The organism is Candidatus Spongiihabitans sp., assembly GCF_965237845.1.
In the GTDB taxonomy this organism is placed as follows: domain Bacteria; phylum Pseudomonadota; class Gammaproteobacteria; order Arenicellales; family Poriferihabitantaceae; genus Spongiihabitans.
Window position 1 is genome coordinate 643,245 of the sequence record NZ_OZ250154.1, and the last position, 21,180, is coordinate 664,424.

Annotated in this window: 18 protein-coding genes and 1 pseudogene; 17 read left to right on the plus strand and 2 right to left on the minus strand. The window is 49.5% G+C overall.

Going from position 1 to position 21,180, the window contains the following annotated elements:
• Window positions 1–46: 46 nt before the first annotated feature.
• From ACPXXB_RS03150 to ACPXXB_RS03185, 8 genes are all read left to right on the plus strand, one after another.
• Window positions 47–1,087 (plus strand): ABC transporter permease, encoded by a 1,041-nt coding sequence (locus ACPXXB_RS03150; protein WP_423909233.1) that lies wholly within the window; start codon window positions 47–49, stop codon window positions 1,085–1,087.
• Window positions 1,080–2,003: an ABC transporter permease gene (locus ACPXXB_RS03155; protein WP_423909235.1), complete on the plus strand. Its 924-nt coding sequence runs from the start codon at window positions 1,080–1,082 to the stop codon at window positions 2,001–2,003. The genes ACPXXB_RS03150 and ACPXXB_RS03155 overlap by 8 nt, the downstream gene beginning before the upstream one ends.
• Window positions 2,004–2,103: 100 nt before the next feature.
• On the plus strand, window positions 2,104–3,189 hold the full coding sequence (locus ACPXXB_RS03160) for a BMP family ABC transporter substrate-binding protein (RefSeq protein ID WP_423909238.1): 1,086 nt from the start codon (window positions 2,104–2,106) through the stop codon (window positions 3,187–3,189).
• 88 nt (window positions 3,190–3,277) lie between these two features.
• A complete protein-coding gene (locus ACPXXB_RS03165; protein ID WP_423910910.1) occupies window positions 3,278–4,489 on the plus strand; it encodes a urate hydroxylase PuuD in 1,212 nt (403 codons plus the stop codon).
• 112 nt (window positions 4,490–4,601) lie between these two features.
• Window positions 4,602–6,434, plus strand: coding sequence for a BCCT family transporter (locus tag ACPXXB_RS03170; RefSeq protein ID WP_423909241.1), 1,833 nt, complete (start codon window positions 4,602–4,604; stop codon window positions 6,432–6,434).
• Between the two features lie 201 nt (window positions 6,435–6,635).
• On the plus strand, window positions 6,636–7,538 hold the full coding sequence (puuE, locus tag ACPXXB_RS03175; RefSeq protein ID WP_423909244.1) for an allantoinase PuuE: 903 nt from the start codon (window positions 6,636–6,638) through the stop codon (window positions 7,536–7,538).
• Window positions 7,531–8,538, plus strand: coding sequence for an allantoicase (gene alc / locus ACPXXB_RS03180; RefSeq protein ID WP_423909247.1), 1,008 nt, complete (start codon window positions 7,531–7,533; stop codon window positions 8,536–8,538). Before puuE ends, alc begins: the two co-directional genes overlap by 8 nt.
• A gap of 18 nt (window positions 8,539–8,556) precedes the next feature.
• On the plus strand, window positions 8,557–9,081 hold the full coding sequence (locus ACPXXB_RS03185) for an ureidoglycolate lyase (RefSeq protein ID WP_423909250.1): 525 nt from the start codon (window positions 8,557–8,559) through the stop codon (window positions 9,079–9,081).
• 538 nt (window positions 9,082–9,619) lie between these two features.
• On the opposite strand, the pseudogene ACPXXB_RS03190 reads toward ACPXXB_RS03185, so the two are convergent.
• A pseudogene (locus ACPXXB_RS03190) lies at window positions 9,620–10,110 on the minus strand (IS1595 family transposase); the annotation flags it as partial.
• A gap of 321 nt (window positions 10,111–10,431) precedes the next feature.
• Here ACPXXB_RS03190 and rpmH point away from each other — a divergent pair.
• The 9 genes from rpmH to ACPXXB_RS03235 all read left to right on the plus strand — a co-directional run bounded on the left by rpmH (window position 10,432) and on the right by ACPXXB_RS03235 (window position 20,190).
• Complete coding sequence (gene rpmH / locus ACPXXB_RS03195) at window positions 10,432–10,566, plus strand: 50S ribosomal protein L34 (protein WP_423909252.1); 135 nt, start codon at window positions 10,432–10,434, stop codon at window positions 10,564–10,566.
• Window positions 10,567–10,588: 22 nt separating this feature from the next.
• Window positions 10,589–10,945 (plus strand): ribonuclease P protein component, encoded by a 357-nt coding sequence (rnpA, locus tag ACPXXB_RS03200; protein WP_423909255.1) that lies wholly within the window; start codon window positions 10,589–10,591, stop codon window positions 10,943–10,945.
• Window positions 10,930–11,148 (plus strand): membrane protein insertion efficiency factor YidD, encoded by a 219-nt coding sequence (gene yidD / locus ACPXXB_RS03205; RefSeq protein WP_423909257.1) that lies wholly within the window; start codon window positions 10,930–10,932, stop codon window positions 11,146–11,148. Before rnpA ends, yidD begins: the two co-directional genes overlap by 16 nt.
• Before the next feature lie 119 nt (window positions 11,149–11,267).
• Entirely contained in the window at window positions 11,268–12,950 is a 1,683-nt protein-coding gene (yidC, locus tag ACPXXB_RS03210; protein ID WP_423909260.1) for a membrane protein insertase YidC, read from the plus strand.
• Between the two features lies 1 nt (window position 12,951).
• On the plus strand, window positions 12,952–14,352 hold the full coding sequence (gene mnmE, locus ACPXXB_RS03215; RefSeq protein ID WP_423910913.1) for a tRNA uridine-5-carboxymethylaminomethyl(34) synthesis GTPase MnmE: 1,401 nt from the start codon (window positions 12,952–12,954) through the stop codon (window positions 14,350–14,352).
• 105 nt (window positions 14,353–14,457) lie between these two features.
• A complete protein-coding gene (locus tag ACPXXB_RS03220; protein WP_423909263.1) occupies window positions 14,458–15,408 on the plus strand; it encodes a hypothetical protein in 951 nt (316 codons plus the stop codon).
• Between the two features lie 18 nt (window positions 15,409–15,426).
• Entirely contained in the window at window positions 15,427–16,611 is a 1,185-nt protein-coding gene (locus ACPXXB_RS03225; RefSeq protein ID WP_423909266.1) for a hypothetical protein, read from the plus strand.
• 43 nt (window positions 16,612–16,654) lie between these two features.
• The gene (gene mnmG / locus ACPXXB_RS03230) at window positions 16,655–18,535 is read left to right on the plus strand and encodes a tRNA uridine-5-carboxymethylaminomethyl(34) synthesis enzyme MnmG (RefSeq protein WP_423910916.1); all 1,881 of its coding nucleotides are present in this window, start codon (window positions 16,655–16,657) and stop codon (window positions 18,533–18,535) included.
• Window positions 18,536–18,570: 35 nt separating this feature from the next.
• A complete protein-coding gene (locus ACPXXB_RS03235) occupies window positions 18,571–20,190 on the plus strand; it encodes a GMC family oxidoreductase (RefSeq protein WP_423910919.1) in 1,620 nt (539 codons plus the stop codon).
• A gap of 174 nt (window positions 20,191–20,364) precedes the next feature.
• Here the strand turns inward: ACPXXB_RS03235 and ACPXXB_RS03240 are convergent, their stop codons facing one another.
• Window positions 20,365–21,108: a GntR family transcriptional regulator gene (locus ACPXXB_RS03240; protein WP_423909268.1), complete on the minus strand. Its 744-nt coding sequence runs from the start codon at window positions 21,106–21,108 to the stop codon at window positions 20,365–20,367.
• Between the last annotated feature and the right edge of the window lie 72 nt (window positions 21,109–21,180).

Genomic DNA, 21,180 nt, shown 5'->3' on the forward strand with positions numbered 1-21,180 from the left:
GATCATGCTGCTTTCCTTGGTAAAAAGACCCGAGCATTCTAAATCGATGGTCTATGTATCGCCCATTATCGCGCTGGCGCTGACATTGATTTCGGGAATATTTTTGTTTCAAATAATGGGCGTGCACCCGGCACAGGCATTGTATGCATTTTTCGTTGATCCCATAACTACAAAATACGGATGGGCAGAACTAGGGGTAAAAGCCACGCCGCTGATTTTAATCGGCGTGGCGCTTTCCGTCGGGTTTCGTGCCGGGGTATGGAATATTGGCGCAGAAGGTCAACTGACGCTGGGTGCGATATGTGGTGGCGGAATCGCCTTGTGGTTGTATCAGGTGGATTCTGTATTTGTACTGCCGTTGATGATAATTTGTGGCGTGCTGGGGGGCATGGCCTGGGCGGCGATACCCGCCTTCCTGAAAACCAGGTTCAACGCCAATGAAATTCTGACCAGTTTAATGCTGACATATGTGGCGACGCTATTGCTCAGTCTGTTGATTCACGGCGCCTGGCGCGATCCGGATGGGTTTAACTTTCCAGTCTCGAGAGTATTCAGTGATTCCGCAACGCTGCCATTAATTTGGCAGGGAACACGATTGCACCTTGGCTGGATTTTTACCATCGCCGCGGTAATCGCCATATGGGTATTGATGTTGAAAACCATTATTGGTTTTCAAATAAAAGTGATCGGACAGGCGCCGCGAGCGGGACGCCATGCCGGATTCAGTGTCAATCGCACGATTTGGTTTAGCTTAATGCTGGGCGGCGGGATGGCGGGGATGGCCGGGTTGTTTGAAGTCGCCGGCCCGATTGGACAACTCTTGCCCAGCATTTCTCCGGGATATGGTTTCACCGCGATCATTGTCGCCTTCGTCGGGCGGTTGCATCCGCTCGGGGTGTTTTTTGCCGGGCTGGTGATGGCGCTGTCTTATTTGGGAGGAGAATCGGCTCAGATCACAATGAATTTGCCGCTGGCGGTTACCGGGGTATTTCAGGGCATGCTGTTATTCTTTTTGTTGGCATGCGACGTGTTGATTACCTATAAATTGCAATTTAAATTTCCAGTCAAGGAAAGCCAGCATGTATGATATTTTAATCGCCGCGATCCTGACCATTATTACTGCCGCCACACCGCTGGTTTACGCGACAATCGGTGAAATGATTACTGAAAAATCAGGCGTATTGAATCTCGGCGTGGAAGGCATGATTCTGGTGGGCGCGGTCTGTGGATTCGCAGCGGTGCATTTTACCGGCAGTGCAACATTGGCTATTTTGGCTGGATTTGGTGCTGGCGCGGGACTGGCGCTTGTTTTTGCTGTACTGGTTCTTGGCTTTCAGGCGACTCAGGTTGCTACCGGCCTGGCGCTGACGATTTTTGGTATCGGTGTGAGTGCATTGCTTGGCCAGGATTTGGTTGGGATTGCCTACGCCGGGTTGCCGAAAATATCCATACCCTTATTGTCCTCCATTCCTTTGATTGGGCCATTATTATTCAATCACGATGTGATGGTTTATGGCTCATTCATGCTGGTGTTTGCAGTCGCCTGGTTGCTGAAAAACAGCCGTGCTGGCTTGATATTGCGCGCTGTTGGGGATTCCCACGATGCGGCCCACGCCATCGGTTACCCGGTTATCAAAATTCGTTACCTGGCGATTTTATTCGGCGGCGGCATGGCCGGACTGGCTGGCGCTTATCTGTCCCTGGCGTATTCGCCGCTTTGGATTGAAAACATGAGCGCTGGAAGAGGCTGGATCGCGCTGGCATTGGTTGTGTTTGCCACCTGGCGACCCTGGCGCGTATTTATCGGCGCCTATCTGTTTGGAGGTTTAACCATATTGCAGTTGCATGCTCAGGCTTTAGGGGTTGGTGTGCCTGCTCAGGTTATGTCCATGTTGCCTTATATCGCCACCATCGTTGTCCTGGTATTAATTTCCCGGGACCTCAACAAAATAAAACTGAATGCCCCGGCATGTATCGGCAAGCCGTTTCATCCGACGTCATGATATTAACGTGATATTATTAGGCTGATCTTTGTTAAAATATCGTGATGTCAAATTCAGTGATTAAAATTCACCATAAAACGTAATCGAGCGGAAAAATATTATGAAAAAAAGTACAAGTTGCGCCCTCAGAAAAATGGTTGCCGCGCTGGCAACCGCCACTATGCTGTTCGCCACCGCGCTGGCTAATGCTCAGGACATGTCGGTAGGATTCGTTTACGTCGGTCCGGTGGGCGATCATGGTTGGACTTATCGTCACGATGTTGGTCGTCAGGCTATCGAAAAAGAGCTCGGCGTTAGAACCACTTTTGTTGAAAGCGTGCCAGAAGGCGCTGACGCAGAGCGGGTTATCAGGAAACTGGCCACCAGCGGCAACGACATCATATTTACCACATCATTTGGATATATGAATCCCACCGCCAAAGTTGCCAAGCAATTCCCCGATGTTAAATTCGAGCATGCCACGGGTTACATCCGGGCGGATAATTTAAGCACCTATTCGGCAAGATTTTATGAAGGCCGGGCGGTATTGGGGACGATTGCAGGTCATCTGAGCAAATCCGGTGTTGTTGGCTATATCGCTTCGTTTCCAATCCCCGAAGTCGTGCGTGGCATCAATGCGTTCATTCTGGCAATGCAAAAAGTCAATCCCGATGCCGTTGTGAAAGTGGTTTGGGTGAACTCGTGGTATGACCCCGGCAAGGAAGGGGATGCGGCAAAAGCGCTGATCGATCAGGGCGCCGATATAATTACCCAACATACCGATTCGCCGGCGCCGCTGCAGGTTGCCGAACAACGTGGTGTCTATGGATTCGGTCAGGCCTCCGATATGAGCGCTTTCGCCCCAAACGCCCAATTGACCGCTATCATAGATAACTGGAATCCTTACTATGTTTCCCATGTCAAGGCGGCGATGGAAGGAACCTGGGAATCTACCGATACCTGGGATGGCATAAAATCGGGCATGGTCGATTTCGCCCCTTACGGCGATGCGGTATCTGCTGATGTGCGTGCCGCCGCGAATGCAGTGAAACAATCCATTATCGACGGCTCATTCCACCCATTCCAGGGTCCGATCAATAATCAGGCTGGTGAGCAAGTCGTCGCGGAAGGGGAAACCCTTGACGATGGCATGTTGCTGGAGATGGATTGGTATGTCGAAGGTGTCCAAGGTGAATTAGGACAATAAATTCAGGCAAATAAATTAGTATGTGCAAAGCCTCTCTTTTGAGGGGCTTTTTGTTTTTTACGATGGGAAAAGCACCAGAACAATAATGATTGAAGGTTTTGTCCATGAATGGGCTAATTTACTCATTCGCTGGATTCATTTCATTGTTGGCGTGGCCTGGATTGGGGCGTCGTTTTATTTTAATTGGCTTGAGAATAATTTAGAGCGCAAGCCGCCACAGAATAATGGCATCGCCGGAAATCTTTGGGCAATTCATGGCGGCGGCTTTTATCATCTCAAAAAATTCAAAACCGGCCCGCAACAATTGCCGGAGCAGTTGCATTGGTTCAAGTGGGAAGCGTATACCACCTGGTTGAGCGGCATCGCGTTGTTGATGGTTGTGTACTATTTTAATACCCGCCTGTTTTTAATTGACCCGGGCGTAATGGACATGACACCCACAAAAGCGATTGCCATCGCGGTGATTTCGGTTATTGGTTCGTGGTTTGTGTACGATGGCTTGTGTCGCTCACCGTTACGCAAGAGCCCCTTGTTACTGGCCGCGACGCTGGTTTTATACCTGTCATTGCTGGCTTATTTTTTAAGCGAGGTATTCAGTGGTCGCGGCGCTTATATTCATGTCGGTGCAGCCATCGGCACGATGATGGTGGGCAATGTTTTCTTTGTCATTATTCCTGCCCAAAAAGAAATGGTTGCTGCATTAAATGAACAGCGCCGGATTGACCCGGCGGTCGGAAAAAATGGGCTGCTGCGCTCGACCCATAATAATTATTTGACCCTGCCAGTGCTTTTTTTGATGATCAGCAACCACTTTCCAAGCACCTACGGCCATAGTTGGAATTGGTTAATCCTCGTTTTCATTTCATTAATCAGTGTTGCTGTCAGGCACTATTTTAATATCCGCAAGGTCATCAAATCGCTTTGGTGGATATTGCCCGCCGCTTTTATAGCCATGCTGCTGGTTATGTGGATGACCGCGCCAGCGCCACAAATATCGACATCAACATCACCATCAACATCGAAATTGGCGACGACGCAGGAAAAAATCGATATTGATTCGATGATTCAAACGATTATCCAGAAGCGTTGCACGGTCTGTCATTCCGAGTCGCCGACCCAACCAGGATTTGCTGCGCCCCCGGCTGGATTAGTCATGGACAATCCCGATCAAGTGATTGCCAATGCGGATCGTATTTATCAAGCCGCAGTATTGAATAAAACCATGCCCATCGGAAATTTAACCAAAATTACTCGACAGGAGCGAGATTTAATTGCACAATGGTACACTTCGCTGCCATGATATTTTTGAAACGGTGGCGGGTTTTATGTATAAGTTCAGATACATTTTATTTTGCCCGCCATGGTAGTATTATTGTCTTGAACCATTCTTTAAATAACACTGAGGATATGCAATGTCTATAACCCCCCCCTTTACTGATTTAGAAATACAGAAATCCCCAGCGGGTTTCTATCGGGGTTACAGTCTGCCAATTGCGCTAATCAGCAAAGTCAGTATGACGTTGCTGGTACTTTGGGCGCTGGTCTGGCCAAGTAACGCTAACACAGTCTTATCCGCGGTCAACGGAAATTTGCTGAATAGTTTTAATTCGTTTTATATTATTGTCGTTGGCGTATTTGCTTTTTTTCTATTTGTGCTGGCAATCGTGCCGTCAATCGGTAGAAAAAAACTGGGTGGCGAGGGCGTTAAACCGGAATTTTCAAACTTCTCATGGTTTTCCATGATGTTTGGCGCTGGGCTTGGCGTCGGTCTGATGGTTTTTGCTACGGCGGAGCCGCTAGGACTCTGGGGATCAAATCCACTCGTACTCGATGGCACCGTGTCTCCCAATACCGCCGACGCCGTAACATCTGCGTATCGCTATACTTTTCTGCACTACGGATTTCATGCTTGGGCGATTTATGTTACCACTGGGCTCTCTCTTGCATATTATGCGTACACGCGGAATATGCCGCTAACGATTCGGTCGGCGCTGACACCAATACTGGGCAAGGCGGCAAACGGATTTCTCGGACACATCGTCGATGTGCTCGGTGTTGTCGCTACGATTCTGGGCGTCTCAGTCACCATTGGATTTGGCGTTAGCCAGTTTGTCGATGGCGTTTACGCGGTGACCGGTATGGAATGGCTGATGGCGGGTGCAACAGATGCCCCGAAACCCAGCACCGTCGGGTTGCTTGCCGCATTATTTGTCATTATGGGGCTGTCCATTATATCTGCGGTATCCGGAGTGGACCGTGGCATCAAGTATCTGTCAAACATGAATCTCGTGCTGTCGGTTATTCTGCTCCTGACGTTTGTCTTTTTTGGATCTTTTCTGTTTGCGATGACAAAATTCGGCACCGGTCTGGTGGACTATATTCTGCATTTTGTGCAACTTTCCTTTGGCGCGTTCTGGCCGCAATCCGCCGACATCTTCACTGCTGGATTACCGGATGCCATTAAAAACCTGCCGTCAGAAGATGTCTCGGCGCTGTACGCCGGTGCGACCAATCCCTGGGGCTCCCTGTCCGGATTCACAGAGGCGCTGCCTGCTTCGGTAGCCTCAATGGAAAATATGGATACGCTTGCCGCGGCTGTTTATGAAACTGGAACACAAGGGCGTCAGTTTGCGTGGCAATCCGCATGGACCACCTTCTACTGGGCTTGGTGGATCGCATTTTCTCCGTTTGTCGGGCTGTTTCTCGCTCGTATTTCCAAGGGCCGCACGGTCCGCGAATTTATCCTTGGCTGTGTCATCGCACCGGCGATTGTGTGTTTTCTCTGGATGACCATTCTTGGCGGAACTGCGATTGATCTTGAACTCAACGGCAATGCAAACGGCATTATTATCGCCGCATCCAATACCGCCAAGCTGTTCGTCACGCTCGGTCAGATGATTTCAGGACCGTTCCTGTCCGCGATTACCATCATGTGCGTGGTGCTGATCATGACCTTCCTGGTGACTTCGGCGGATTCGGGCATACTCGTTATGAACACGATTATGTCAGGCGGAGAGCAAAAAACCGGCATCAAGCACCGAATCATCTGGGGTTTGATTCTGATGGGCGTTATTGGCGCCCTGATAATCGCAGGCAGCAGTGGCGTCGCAGCGAACCCGTTCAGCGCATTGCAGAACGCCATGATTATCGGCGCATTGCCATTCACAATTGTGATGGTGCTAATGGTCGTCTCGCTGGCAAAAGCACTGTATCGTGATAGTCTGCGTGCCAAGGTTAACGGCTGACTTATGCGGCGAAGAACAGGTTGTTTTTACAACCTCAAAGTCTTGCGGCCTAACTTCCTCTTTTTATAAACGTTGCATCATTGCTTTTCATCGGCGGCTTTGAATGTTGGGATAAGGCCATGACTATGCTTGCATTACTCCGCGCAGCACGCATCAGCATTGGCAGTGGGGTTCCGTGTGTAATTGAAAAATAGGAAACCTATGAATTACCCCAGAGATATGGTTGGCTACGGTCAACAACAGCCGCATCCCAAGTGGCCCGACGATGCCAGAATTGCGCTGCAATTTGTGGTCAATTATGAAGAGGGCGGCGAGAATAATATCCTCCACGGTGATTCCCATTCCGAGGCATTTCTTTCGGAGATTGTGGGCGCCCAAGCCTATGAAAATGCGCGCCATATAAATATGGAATCAATCTATGAATTCGGTTCTCGGGCTGGGTTCTGGAGGCTGCATCGGTTGTTTGAAGAGCGGCAAATTCCTGTCACTGTATTCGCGGTGGCGATGGCGCTACAAAGAAACCGGCTGGTGGTTGATGCCATGCTGAAAAGCGATTGGGAAATTGCCAGCCATGGATACCGCTGGATTGATTATCAATTTGTACCCGAACAGATTGAAATAGAGCACTTGGAGAAGGCAATCGAAATCCACGCCGAAGTTACCGGCCATCGCCCACAAGGGTTCTATCTTGGCCGGATCAGTCCTAATACCCATCGGATTACCGCGGAGCGAGGGGGATTCGTTTATAGCGCGGATAGTTACGCTGATGAATTGCCTTACTGGATTACGGCATACCAAACCCCGTTGCTGATGGTGCCTTATACTCTGGATGTCAATGATATGAGGTTTGCTACCCCTCAGGGATTTAATTGTGGTGATCAATTCTTTAGTTATTTAAAAGACACCTTTGATTGCTTGTACGACGAAGGCGACCATGCACCGAAAATGATGTCAATCGGATTGCATTGCCGCCTGGCCGGCCGGCCGGGCAGAGCAGTCGCCGTAGCTCGGTTTTTGGACTATGCACTGGCAAAAAATCGAGTCTGGGTGGCTCGAAGAATTGACATCGCTAACCATTGGAGAGCAAACTTCCCGCATGAGTGATTTCACGTTGGATGAATTTGCCCGGCGTTGGGTAAATTTGGCATCTGCAAAACTAGGCGCCACCGCGATCTCCTGCAGCGATGATTTTTTCGCAGCGATGGGGCGTATGTTAAACGACCAACCGCCGATTTTTATCGACGGCAAATATGATGACAATGGTAAATGGATGGACGGATGGGAGTCCAGAAGAAAACGCACCCCGGGGCATGACTGGTGTATCGTTAAATTAGCGAAGCCAGGGGTTATTCATGGCATCGAAATTGACACCACCCACTTTACTGGCAATTACCCGCCGGCCGCCTCAATAGATGTATGTTTATCAGAAGATTCCGAGCCGAATGAAGCAACCAATTGGAAGGCGTTAATTCCCCAAAGCGTTCTCGATGGCGATAGCCAACATCAATATGCGGTCAATGATGCCGATACCTACACGCATGTTCGGGTCAATATTTATCCAGATGGCGGCATTGCCAGATTGCGGGTTTATGCCGAGCCGAAGGTAAACTGGGATAAAATCCCGCAAGGCGAGTTGGTTGACATCGCCGCGGCGTTAAATGGCGGTGTGGCGCTGGCGTGCAACAATGAGCATTTCGGCAGCATGAACAATTTACTCACTCCGGGGCGCGGCCTGAACATGGGGGATGGCTGGGAAACACGTCGGCGCCGGGAGCCAGGCAACGATTGGGTAGTGATCGCGCTGGCCAGGGCGGGCAAGATTAAGCGCATTGAAATCGATACCGCGCATTTCAAAGGCAATTACCCAGACCGATGCAGTATTCAGGGCGCCCATCTCGCTCTGGCAAACTTGAATTCCATTGATGCCGACAGCCAGACCTGGCAGGAGCTGCTGCCGCAGGTAAAATTGGAAGCCAATAAGGAACATGAATTTGCCGATGAAATAATCAGCGCAGATTCGGTTACTCACATCCGTTTGAATATCTACCCGGATGGCGGCGTGAGTCGATTGAGAATGTTTGCCGCACTCCAACCGCTGAAATAGAATCGTGAATCGGAATCGATGATGCAACTGAGGCCGATACCCTTGACCGCACAATGCTTTGAACAATTCGGTCAAGTCGTTGAGTTGGCCGAACTAGAACACTATGCACAACAAATATCAATCAATCATGGACTAACGACTCGATTTCACGATTTGTTAACTATTGATGCTAACGACCAGGGTGGCCGCCCCATAGTCAACGTATTTCGAACCTCGCCGATACCTTTGCCGCACAAAGTCAAAGTGATGGAACGCCACCCGTTGGGTAGCCAGGGATTTATTCCAATGTGCGACCAGCCGTTTTTAGTCCTGGTTGGTCGAACATCCGGGCGAATAGAGGAGCGATTGGACTTCGACGATCTAATTTTGTTTCTAACCAATGGTCGCCAGGGAATAAACATCAAAAAAAACACTTGGCATCATTTCCAGATTGTGCTCAACAACACCCAGGATTTTATTGTGATCGACCGCGCGGGCGATGGTGACAATCTTGAAGAAATTGAAGTGGAGGATGATGTGTGGATAGGCGCTTTAACTTGGTAAATTGAAAACCGGAATAAACAAAGCCAGGTTGGTATAAGAAGCATAAAACACAGGCTATTTGATAGAAACCCGGCAATGAATGGAGCCAGTTGCATGAAATATTCCAGTGCGGGCACAGTCATCTGTTCGACAGACAGTAAAACAGTCGGTTGCGGAAGAGGGCGGATTAGATGATGGGTTATTGACATTTTGGACGAGAGAATTCGGTTGATGTTCGTGAGACCATCAGCATCCTGTGCATTGATTTTGGTATGCGGAGAAAACCGGGCAGTAGTTTGCGGGGGGTGCTCTGGCGGGAGGGGTTGGGTTGTGCCGATATTTACTGCACAGATTTTAGTAAAAGAATGAATGCTGACAATAAAATAAGGTGCAAGATACGTTAAGGGACTTTTCCCTGATCAATTTAAGCGGATATTGATGCCTGTTTTCATGGCGCATATTGAACCTGAATTCACGCTCTTTCAAGTGGTAATAAAACTTAAGGGGCTGACCCAGATAACTAAGTTAAATTCTGCCTAACCAATTGTTTTATTTGCCGTCATTGCTCTTGTGGGTTTGGGTTGTTAAAACGCCGCTCGCATTCCTTCAAAAACAGCGGAAAATGGCGCCTCGGCACGCCGTTAAACTTGCGCAAATGACGCTTTGCCTGATTCCAACAATTCTCAATGCCATTGATGGGGTTTTGACGCTCGGCAAACCGCCTGCCGTGGTTGATCCGAAAGTGTCTGAAGTCCGAAACATCCAACACATTGGCTCCCCTCCAACAATCCGAATAGACAATGCTGTCCAGTACAGCCTTACGCTCAATAATCGGGTATGAAGTCGCCGACGAGGCATCAGCAATCACCTTCGCATGACCTTGCCGCCTCGCTTCAACAGCCCGAATACAGGGGTTTTCCCGGCTGCTCCACGACCTCTCCCGCCCTTCCGAGCACCAAAATAACTTTCGTCCACTTCAATCCCACCACTGAAAACCGTCTCTGACTGTTGCTCAAGTTGATAGGCTATCATCTCACGCAAGCGGTAAAAAACAAGCCAAATACCGTTAACAAATACCGCCAATTAAGAAATCCCGCCAATCAGATAATAAATGCTTGAGAATAAAATTCGACAATTTGAGTGTCACCGCCTTAAATCAGAGTTTCCTTAAGTTGACGCAGCGTGTTACAGCGCATACCCATACAGTTATATATTTGGCGGGAAACGCTATTTCAAAAACACTCGCGTGCAGGCGATCTTAGCAGGGTAGCTAATTGTTATTCGATGGAATCCCTAAAATTATTGTTTTACTTGAATTTTCTCGCCAAAAGGGTTAGATTCCGCAACCCTTAAGGTCTTCGAATTAATGCCATGAAACGTACATTTCAACCCAGTGAAGTGAAGCGCAAAAGAACCCACGGTTTTCGTGAGCGCATGCGTACCCGCGGTGGGCGTGCGGTTATCAATGCCCGTCGTGCTAAGGGACGCACTCGATTGAGTGCATAAGACAGGTTGACTGAGACCGCAAGTGGCGGCAAGCCTTGGACGCCAACGCAGACTTCTGAATAGCGCCCAGTTCAGCGCGGTTTTCGCTCATCGAAAATCGATCCACGGAAAATATTTTAGTATTCATGCCACCAGAAATGCGCTTGATCATCCGCGGCTGGGACTGGCCGTATCCAGGCGGGTCAGCAAAAAAGCGGTGCAGCGCAATCGGATTAAACGACAAATCAGGGAATCTTTCCGGTTGCATCTGGTCAAGCTGCCCGCGATTGATTTGGTCGTGGTGACCAAGGCAGGTTGTGCAGAACAGGTCAATCAGGCGCTTCGGGTGGAGCTGGATAGGTTGTGGTATAGAGCGAGTGAAAAATGCGAAAATTACTGATTGCGATAATTAAAATCTATAAGGTTATGATTAGCCCTTTCATTGGGCGGCACTGCCGCTTCCAACCTGGATGTTCAAGCTACGCCGTAGAAGCAATTGAAAAACACGGTTCGATACGCGGTAGTTGGTTGGCGGTCAAACGAATCGGTCGTTGTCATCCCTGGAATGAAGGCGGCTATGACCCGGTTCCGAAACCTGAATAGACAAAAAAGCAATAAACCAAAAAGCAGCAGACCATTTTTTTGCGATAACGCGCCCCAGGTAAATTCAACTGGCAAATTCAACTGGCAAATTCAACAAAACCCATAACAAAAATAAATTAATGCAATTCCAACGAATGATGCTGTTTACCGCACTGGGTTTGGTGCTGGTGATAATCTGGCAATCCTGGGTAGAGTTCCAAAATGAACGACAGGCAAACCCAAGTATTGATAGTACGATTGCCAGCAATGGAACGAACGCTAGGCTTAGCGAAGATGTGCCGGATGCACCGAAAGTTGTGGCAACTCAGGATAGTAACAATACCGATGTGGTCGAGTCGGTTGTTGAAGAAGCGTTGAGTCGTGGAAGAATCATTAATGTCGCCACAGATTTGATCAATGCCCAAATAGACACCCAAGGCGGGGATCTCATCAGGGTGGAATTACTTAAGCATCCGGTCAGTGTTGATACACCCGATGAGCCGTTTGTCTTAATGCACCGGGATGCCCCGGATTTGTTCGTTGCACAAAGTGGATTGATCGGAAATGACCGCGAATATCCAAACCACAATGTCTTGTTTTCTGCGACGCAGTTTGAGTATCAACTCGGCGATGCCGAAAATTTTGATGTGAAATTAAGCTGGACTGCGGCGGACGGAGTCGCCTACGAAAAAATATTTAACTTTAAGCGTGACAGTTACCGTATCGAGGTGGATTTTAGAGTCACCAACAATAGCGATCAACCGTGGGTAGGATTTGCATATGGACAATTAAAGCAAACCGAGGTTGTGCAGGAAGGTTCAATGGGTTTTCTGGGCCGATTACCGAGTTACAACGGTGCCGCAATTTACACCGAACAAGAGAAATACGAAAAAATTGACTATGACGAAATGCGCGAAGGTGTTCTGAATGTGACTACCCCGGATGGTTGGGTTGCTATGTTGCAACACTATTTCGTTGCCGCCTGGTTGCCGGCCGGATCAGAGAATTACCAACTGTATTCCGGTGTCAACAACAATACCGCCAAGCCGCAATTTCGCATTGGTTATAAAACAACCCAGCCAGTCACCATTCCAGCAAGAGGCGTAGGCGTAGTTAATACCGCGCTATTCGTCGGCCCCAAGGAGCAGGCCCGTCTGGATGAACAAAATGTAAAAGCGCTGAAATTGACGGTCGACTATGGTTGGCTGACACCCATTGCGAGTCCGCTGTTTTGGCTGCTGACTAAAATTCATGGCTTGGTGGAAAACTGGGGTTGGTCGATTATTCTGCTCACTGTTTTGGTCAAGGCGATATTTTACCCGCTATCCGCCGCCAGTTATAAATCCATGGCGAAGATGAAAAAGCTGCAACCGAGAATGGCGACTTTGAAAGAGCGTTATACCGACGATAAAGCAAAATTCCAGCAGGAAATGATGAAGCTGTATAAATCTGAAAAAGTGAATCCCGCTGGCGGATGTTTGCCGGTTCTGGTTCAGATTCCGGTTTTTATCTCGCTCTATTGGGTGTTGTTGGAAAGTGTGGAATTGCGACAAGCAGACTTCATGTTTTGGCTAAATGACCTGTCAGTACCCGACCCCTATTTCGTACTGCCAATTATTATGGGCGCATCAATGATTGCGCAACATTTTCTGAATCCGGCGCCGATTGATCCGATTCAGAAGAAAATTATGATGGCATTGCCATTTGTATTCACTATTTTCTTCTTGTGGTTCCCGGCCGGGCTGGTTCTGTACTGGGTTGTGAATAACCTGCTTTCCATTGCACAGCAATACTACATCTCCCAAAAATACCAGAGCAACTGATCTGGAATCAGAATCTGAGGTATTACACAGTTCCGATAATATCGTTGCTGTCACGACGCCACCGGGCAAGGGCGGGATAAGCATCGTTCGGCTATCGGGCCGCGGCGTGCCTGCTATCGCCAGGAATCTGGTTGGTCAATGTCCAAAGCCCCGTTTCGCTGCTTATGCCGACTTCAGGGATAGCGACAATTCGGCTATCGACCGCGGTATCGCACTTTTCTTTGCGGCTCCCAACAGCTACACCGGCGAAAATGTGCTGGAACTTCAAGGGCATGGCAGCCCGATTGTTATGCAAATGCTGGTGCGGCGATGTTTGCAACTGGGCGCCAGGTTGGCTCGGCCGGGAGAATTTAGCGAACGCGCATTTTTAAATGGCCGCCTTGACTTGACTCAGGCCGAAGCGATTGCCGATTTAATCGAAAGCAGCACGGAGTCGGCTGCGCGTTCTGCACTGAAGTCATTGCAGGGCGGTTTTTCCGAAAAAGTCAATGAATTGGCAGATGCCGTCACCCAGCTCAGGATTTTCGTCGAAGCGGCACTCGATTTTCCCGACGAAGAGATTGATTTTTTGGCAGACGGCAAAGTTGTGGAACAGCTTGAAAATTTAAGTTTGCTGTTCAAGTCTTTGAGGGAATTGGTGAAGCAGGGCAGGCTTCTGCGTGATGGTCTCAAAGTTGTTTTAACGGGCTTGCCTAACGCAGGGAAATCCAGTTTGTTAAATGCGCTTTCCAATCAAGACCGGGCTATCGTCAGCGCTATCCCCGGAACCACACGCGATGTACTCGACCAAATAATCGAGATAGACGGGTTGCCGATAGCGGTTATAGATACTGCAGGCATTCGCGAGACCACCAATGAAATCGAGGCCGAAGGCGTGCGCCGTGCGTTGCAGGCTCAGCAGCAAGCTGATTTGATTATATTGGTGGTCGATGACACCAATACCGATGATGTTCAAGCCGCATTATTACTGGAAACACTATTAGGAGGACAGCACCAATCAGTTCCAGTCCTTCTAGTTAGGAACAAAATTGATTTAACCCAAAGAATGGTGCAGTCATCAGAAAATGCGGCATCGGAAAATGAAACCCAAGAAAATGAAATTTATATCTCAGCGCTCACTGGTGAAGGTTTGTGGGCGTTAAAAGAAAAGATAAAACGAATTGCCGGTTTTCGTCAGACCGACGATAGCCAGTTTCTTGCCAGGCAGCGGCATGTCGATGCATTGCGGCGCGCCGAAGGCTATTTGCACAGCGGGTTGGAACAGCAATCCAACTTCCGTGCAGGAGAGCTATTGGCGGATGACTTGAGCGCTTGTCAAAAAGCATTGGGCGAAATTACCGGAGAAGTAACCAGCGATGATTTGCTGGGCATGATTTTCAACTCATTTTGCATTGGCAAATAACGCAGTCGAACCAACTATACAAACCAATCTGTATAAATTTACAATATACTGATAATATTGGCTGGTATATAGATTCGTTCTCTGTCCGCTACTTTAAGAATTAAAATGACCACAAAAAATCCAACTTATAACTACACTCGAAATATCCTTCTGCAAATGATTATAGTATTTTCACTGCTCGCAGGGGTGATTGTCTGGCAACGTCATATCATCTATCAGATCTATATTGCCAATCAGGTGAATACCGTGGGATGGGCAGTCAATGGCGGCATAGTATTGCTGTTTATCTGCGGTTTGGTCGAACTGGTCAAGCGGTTTTTCGAGTATCGCAACCAAGAGCAAGCCATCAATCTTCTCAAAACCAATATAAAGAATAATGCGGACCCCTTGATTGGAATACGGCAGGAATATGTGGTGGCGCAACGATTCCTGACCCTTAAATCGCTGACTCAACGCCGAGCCAATATCAATCAAAACGTCCTGGCCGCGACTTTGATTGCTTCTGAATCAAGCCGAAACAGTTTTCTAAAATTTGTCCATAATATTTTAATCCTTATCGGAGTATTCGGGACCATTATTTCGCTTTCAATTTCATTGCTTGGCGCTTCTGATATTCTGCAAAGCGGTGGCCAGGCAGGGGGCTTGCTAGGCAGTCGAGAAGCGGCCCAGGCATCCGGATTGAGTACCATGATTTACGGTATGTCAACAGCGCTTTCAACAACAATGACTGCGATTATCGCCTACTTGTTCTTCGGTTATTTTTATATCAAGTTGACCGATACCCAGACTTTTTTGATTAGCAAAATTGAAGAAGTTACCACCACAATATTGATGCCGCATCTACAGCTCAACCAGGACCCCGTGGTCAGGGATTATGTGGATAAGGGGGCACTGCCGCACCTGGATGAGAGCGCTAGCGAAAACCAAGTGCTGATGGCGCTGATTCGTGAAATTGCAGAACGACAACAACAAGCCGCCAACCAAAATTCTGAGAGCATGAAAGAAGTGGTAGACATCCTGCAACGTGGTTTTCGATTGCGCTCCGATGACGAGTAACCCGGATAAGCAGCCTAAATGTCACAAACCCACGGTTTTATTGATCTTCGAATAGGTCACGGTGCCAGAGGCATCGGTGACGACAGCGTATGGCCGTCTTTTACCGACATTATGACCGTAATCGTGATGATTTTCTTAATGGCGTTAGTGGTTATTATGGTACGCAATTTCGACCTGGATCGGGAGTTGTTATCCACCATTACCGCAAAGGAAGCGGCCTCGCTGGCAAATCAAGATTTAGTTGAGCGTTTAATACAAATCGAACACTCTCTGGATGATTCCAAAAGTCAAAGAGATGCTCTGCAAGCTAATTTGGATGAGGAATTGGCACGCCTTGCAGCATTATCTTTGGAGCAGAAATTATTAAAAGCCGATCTTGAAACCGTAATTAGTCAACGGCAGAAATTGCAACAAGCCAACACGCTACTTGAGCAACAGAAAGAATCCGCGCGGTTGGAAATCAGCACATTGGTTGAAAGCGAGCGGGCATTGAGCCTGCAAATCGAAAATTTGCGTGAACAATTTTCAGCGCTGAAATTAGAATCTAATGAACAGATTTCCAGCCTGACCGGCGCTAATCAATCACTGAGTGAAAAACTTGATACAGTTTCTGCCCAGCTTGCTGAAGTCAAACTATATCTTCAGCAATCCCAGTTTGAATTTGCACAGTCCGAGACTCAACTACAACAAGCCCGGTCTCAAAAAGAAATGCTAACTCAGGAAGTGACAGAATTGAGAACCTTGAGCCAAAATGTTGAACAAAGATATAGCATCGCCAGCGAGGAAATATTAGCGCTTACGAAGTTAATTACGCAACGCAAGGCCGAGAATGCGGCATTACAAGATCAAGCGGCGGCTTCGGTGCGGCAATTCAAGTCGTTGCAAGACGAGTACCAATCCCTGGAAGCCAAATTTCGCGATTTAATCAGGCCGGCAAGAAGCGCGGCAGGAAAACGAATTGCGCGAATATGGATAGAAAAAACTGGTGCCGGCGTGCAATATAAAATAAAACAGCCGGGCCAGCCGGACCGAAAAATCGTCGAGGAGCAGCAAATGCACCAGATATTGCAAACGCTGAAAAAAAAATTCGGCGATGCGTTTTATGTCAGCGTCGTGATTCCGGAAAACAGCGGACTATCGTATGGCCAAGCCTCGAATCTCATGGATGAAATTCATCGGAAATACGACTATTATTTTCAATAGCCGACTGCAACGAAACACGACATTATTTAACCCCGCGTTTTTAATGAAATACCCGGAATCTTTTGAGGTCATTGTCATCGGCGGCGGTCACGCCGGTGTAGAAGCCGCGCTGGCCTCAGCGCGGATGCGGTGCAATACTTTGTTGATTACCCATAACATTGAAACCATAGGGCAAATGTCCTGTAACCCGGCCATCGGCGGAATCGGCAAGGGTCATATCGTCAAAGAAATTGATGCCCTGGGCGGCATCATGGCAAGCGCAATAGATGAGGCCGGCATCCACTTCAGGATATTGAATTCCCGCAAGGGGCCAGCGGTTCAGGCCACTCGGGCGCAGGCCGACCGGGCGTTATATAAAATGGCCATTCGCAAGGCCGTGGAACATCAGCAAAATTTAACCGTGTTTCAACAATCGGTGGATGATTTGATCGTAGCAGGGGCGCAAATAAAGGGCGTGCGAACTCAACTGGGCATCGAATTTGAATCGTCTGCTGTGGTCTTGACTACCGGGACTTTTCTAAATGGAAAAATCCATGTCGGGATGGACAATTCAAAAGGCGGCCGGGCGGGAGATTCGTCTTCGTTAGCCCTGGCCAATCGCTTGCGAGAGTTGCCCCTGAATGTTGACCGACTTAAAACCGGAACACCCCCGCGTATAGATGGCAAAACAATCGACTATACTTATCTGGATAAACAGCCTGGTGACGACCCGGTTCCGGTATTTTCGTTTCTTGGGGATGTTGCTCAACATCCGCGCCAGGTTTCCTGTCATATCACGCACACCAATACCAAAACCCATGACATTATAACCAACGCCTTGCATCGCTCGCCGCTCTATGGCGGTGCCATTGAAGGCGTGGGCCCGCGTTATTGTCCTTCAATCGAAGACAAGGTGGTGCGATTTGCTGATCAAAACAGCCATCAAATCTTTATCGAACCCGAGGGTCTGAACACCACCGAGGTCTATCCCAATGGCATTTCAACCAGCTTGCCGTTTGATGTTCAGCTTGATTTCGTAAGATCTATAAAGGGATTCGAAAACGCAATGGTAACCCGACCCGGCTATGCCATTGAGTATGACTTTTTTGATCCACGAGGATTAAAAAGCTCATTGGAAACCAAATGTATTCACGGGTTGTTTTTCGCAGGGCAAATCAATGGCACCACAGGCTATGAGGAAGCTGCCGGGCAGGGGTTAATTGCCGGATTAAACGCGGCTTTGAAAATCAAGCAACGTGAACCCTGGTGTCCAGCTCGAAGCGAAGCGTATATCGGTGTCATGATCGATGACCTGATTACCCGCGGCACAGCCGAACCTTACAGGATGTTCACCTCCCGCGCCGAATATCGGTTGCAACTGCGGGAGGACAATGCGGATTTAAGGTTGACCGACAAAGGCTATGAGCTTGGGCTTGTCGATGACCGGCGAATTTCGGCGTTCAACAAAAAACGCGACAACATCGATAAAGAAAAAACCCGATTGGAGAAAACCTGGGTTCGTCCGGATAACACAGATGCGGCGACGATTGAAAAAATACTGGGCCAACCCTTGCAAAGAGAGGCCAATTTGATGGATTTGTTGCGACGACCGGAAGTGAATTATCAAGGCCTGGTCGAGTTAGCCCGGCTTGATGCGCCGTTGCAGGATCAACAAAGTATTCGGCAACTCGAAATACAAGCCAGATACAGCGGCTACATTGAACGTCAGGCTGCGGAAATCGAACGCCAGAAGAACAGCGATAACCTGGCGATACCGGACGATATCGACTATGCAAATGCGCACGGACTGTCCGCCGAGGCGCAACAAAAACTAAGTGCCACCCGACCTCAAACAATTGGACAAGCAGCCCGAATTCCAGGGGTAACGCCGGCTGCCATATCGTTGCTATTGGTGCATCTTAAAAAAACGCAAAGAGCGGCATAGCGCTCGCGCCTTTGCGAAAGCCGGTTATCCTCGAAATGCACCAAGCCGGCGATCAATTTGATTTCATCGTGGTCGGCGCCGGCTCGGCCGGTTGTGTGCTGGCAAACCGCCTGAGCGAAATACCCGACCAGCGCATCTTGCTGCTGGAGGCCGGAACCCGGGACACCAGCCCCTGGCTCCACATTCCGGTGGGGTATTTCAAGACCATGCACGACCCCCGCTTTGACTGGTGTTATGTTACCGAGCCGGACCCCGGCTTGAACGGCCGCCGGATAAAATGGCCCCGGGGCAAGGTGCTGGGCGGCTCGAGTTCCCTGAACGGCCTCCTGTATGTGCGCGGGCAGGCCGAGGATTATGATGGCTGGGCGGCGGCGGGCAACCCAGGATGGTCGTTTCACGACGTGCTTCCCTTTTTCAAAAAATCCGAGGATCAGGAACGGGGAGAAGACGAATTCCACGGCGTCGGCGGCCCCCAGAAGGTGTCCGATATCCGCATCCGCCGAAAAATTACCGATGCCTTTATCGCCGCCGCGGTGCAGGCCGGCGTCCCTCCGAACAACGATGTCAACGGCGACGTTCAGGAAGGCGTCGGTTATTTTCAGTTGACCAGCGATCGCGGCAGACGTTGCAGCACCGCGGTGGGCTACCTGCGCCCGGCGTTGAAGCGCGCGAATTTGACGGTCAAAACTAACGCGCATGTTACCCGTTTGGTGACCGAAAACGGTCGAGTCAGCGGGGTCGAGTATCTCCATCAGGGGCAAATCAGAATGGCCGGCGCGGCGTGCGAAACGATCTTGTCTGCCGGGGCGATTGGCTCGCCACAAATTCTTCAGCTGTCCGGCATCGGCGCCGGCGAACTGAGCCAGCGGCTGGAGATTCCAGCACTTTTGCAATTGCCGGGGGTGGGCGCTAATCTGCAGGATCATCTGCAAATTAGGGCGGTGTACAAATGCCGACAGGCCACCCTGAATGACGAAATCAACAGCTCGTTTGGCAAGTTGCTGATGGGGCTGGAATATCTGTTGCGCCGCAGCGGGCCGATGGCCATGGCGGCCAGCCAAGTGGCTATATTCACCCGCTCCAATGCCGCTGTGGCGCGGCCGGATATTCAGTTCCACTTTCAACCGCTGAGTTCGGATAGCCCCGGCCAAGGCACCCATCGGTTTTCTGCGTTCACCTCGTCGGTTTGTCAACTGCGACCATCCAGCAGTGGCAATGTGCAGATCAAGTCCCCGGATCCTGAGCAATATCCTGCATTGCAACCCAACTACCTCTGCACCGAGCTTGACTGCCAGGTTGTTATCGCTGGCATGAAACTATCGCGGAAAATCGCTGGCATGCCCGCGCTCAAAGACCTCATCACCGAAGAATACGATCCGGGGATTCACATCCGCTCCGATGAAGAGTTGCTGGAACATGCGCGTCATACCGCCACCACGATTTATCACCCGGTCGGCACCTGCAAAATGGGCACTGCCTCAGACCCCATGGCGGTGGTGGACAGCCAGCTAACCGTACATGGAATAGACCGTCTGCGGGTAGCGGATGCATCCATCATGCCCGCCATCACCTCTGGCAACACCAACGCACCGACGATTATGATCGGTGAGAAATGCGCGGCGATGATCAAGCAACATTGGCGACTCAAAAGCTGAATATATCGGTCAATTCAGCCGTTTCCCAAATGGTATCCTCGGCGTAAAACGGGTTGCCCTGCATGCTGAAATTGCGCCGAGCCAGCCGAACGCTTGGAGCTTTCGTTGTCGAATGATTGCGGCTGGATACTCGCCAACCCAAACGACCGCCTCTGTGGTGTCTTTTGCTCCAACTTATTCAAGGTCGGTCAAGTAGTGATAATGAGCGGTATTGCATCGGCTGACCCGCCATTCAAGCGGGATGTTTTCATAGCCGATGGCAACCCGGTCAATTTCAAGCAATGGCCGGCCACATTCGATACCCAAATGTTTGGCATCATTTTCATCGGCAACAACCGCTTTTAGTTTTTCGGTGGCGTTGATGACCGCTAGGTGAAACAGGGACTCATAATACCGATAGAGGGTGTTCGGCAACTCGGCCGGCGCGTGATTTTCCAGACCGCTGAAACGGTTGGCGGGCAGCGACAGGCATTCATGAATGACCGGGTCGCTGTCGAGCATCCGAATCCGGGTGATACGAATAACCTGTCCGCCTTTGTCAAGGCACAATTTGTCGCGCTCCTGAATAGTAGAGCGGTTTTTCGACAGAGATACCACTCTGCTGTCCGGTAATAAGCGGTGACCGTTGTCATTGGTAAGGCGGAGAAAATGAAACAGGGCGCGGTCAACCGTGTGGGTTGCCACATAGGTTCCCTTACCCTGATGCCGAACCAACAGGTTCTGGCCGACAAGTTCATCCAATGCCTTTTTGATTGTTCCCTGGCTGACTCCGAGCATCTCCGCTTGGCGCGGTTCGCTGGGTAGCAGGTCACCCGGTTTGAATTCATTTTTTGCCAACCGCTGCAGTATTATATCCTTGACCTGTAAGTATAACGGGCGGAAGTTCGGGCTGGTGAACGGTTTTGTGCTGTGCTCCACTGATAATCCTGATTTTGTGCTTTACATTAATAGAACAGGTTGCTACCTTTATACCATCTTAATACCATCTTA

Coding starts and splice junctions, on each gene's coding strand:
- ACPXXB_RS03150 (WP_423909233.1), top strand. CDS start 47: ATGGTCTATGTATCGCCCATTATCGCGCTGGCGCTGACATTGATTTCG.
- ACPXXB_RS03155 (WP_423909235.1), top strand. CDS start 1,080: ATGTATGATATTTTAATCGCCGCGATCCTGACCATTATTACTGCCGCC.
- ACPXXB_RS03160 (WP_423909238.1), top strand. CDS start 2,104: ATGAAAAAAAGTACAAGTTGCGCCCTCAGAAAAATGGTTGCCGCGCTG.
- ACPXXB_RS03170 (WP_423909241.1), top strand. CDS start 4,602: ATGTCTATAACCCCCCCCTTTACTGATTTAGAAATACAGAAATCCCCA.
- puuE (WP_423909244.1), top strand. CDS start 6,636: ATGAATTACCCCAGAGATATGGTTGGCTACGGTCAACAACAGCCGCAT.
- alc (WP_423909247.1), top strand. CDS start 7,531: ATGAGTGATTTCACGTTGGATGAATTTGCCCGGCGTTGGGTAAATTTG.
- ACPXXB_RS03185 (WP_423909250.1), top strand. CDS start 8,557: ATGATGCAACTGAGGCCGATACCCTTGACCGCACAATGCTTTGAACAA.
- rpmH (WP_423909252.1), top strand. CDS start 10,432: ATGAAACGTACATTTCAACCCAGTGAAGTGAAGCGCAAAAGAACCCAC.
- yidD (WP_423909257.1), top strand. CDS start 10,930: ATGCGAAAATTACTGATTGCGATAATTAAAATCTATAAGGTTATGATT.
- yidC (WP_423909260.1), top strand. CDS start 11,268: ATGCAATTCCAACGAATGATGCTGTTTACCGCACTGGGTTTGGTGCTG.
- ACPXXB_RS03220 (WP_423909263.1), top strand. CDS start 14,458: ATGACCACAAAAAATCCAACTTATAACTACACTCGAAATATCCTTCTG.
- ACPXXB_RS03225 (WP_423909266.1), top strand. CDS start 15,427: ATGTCACAAACCCACGGTTTTATTGATCTTCGAATAGGTCACGGTGCC.
- mnmG (WP_423910916.1), top strand. CDS start 16,655: ATGAAATACCCGGAATCTTTTGAGGTCATTGTCATCGGCGGCGGTCAC.
- ACPXXB_RS03235 (WP_423910919.1), top strand. CDS start 18,571: ATGCACCAAGCCGGCGATCAATTTGATTTCATCGTGGTCGGCGCCGGC.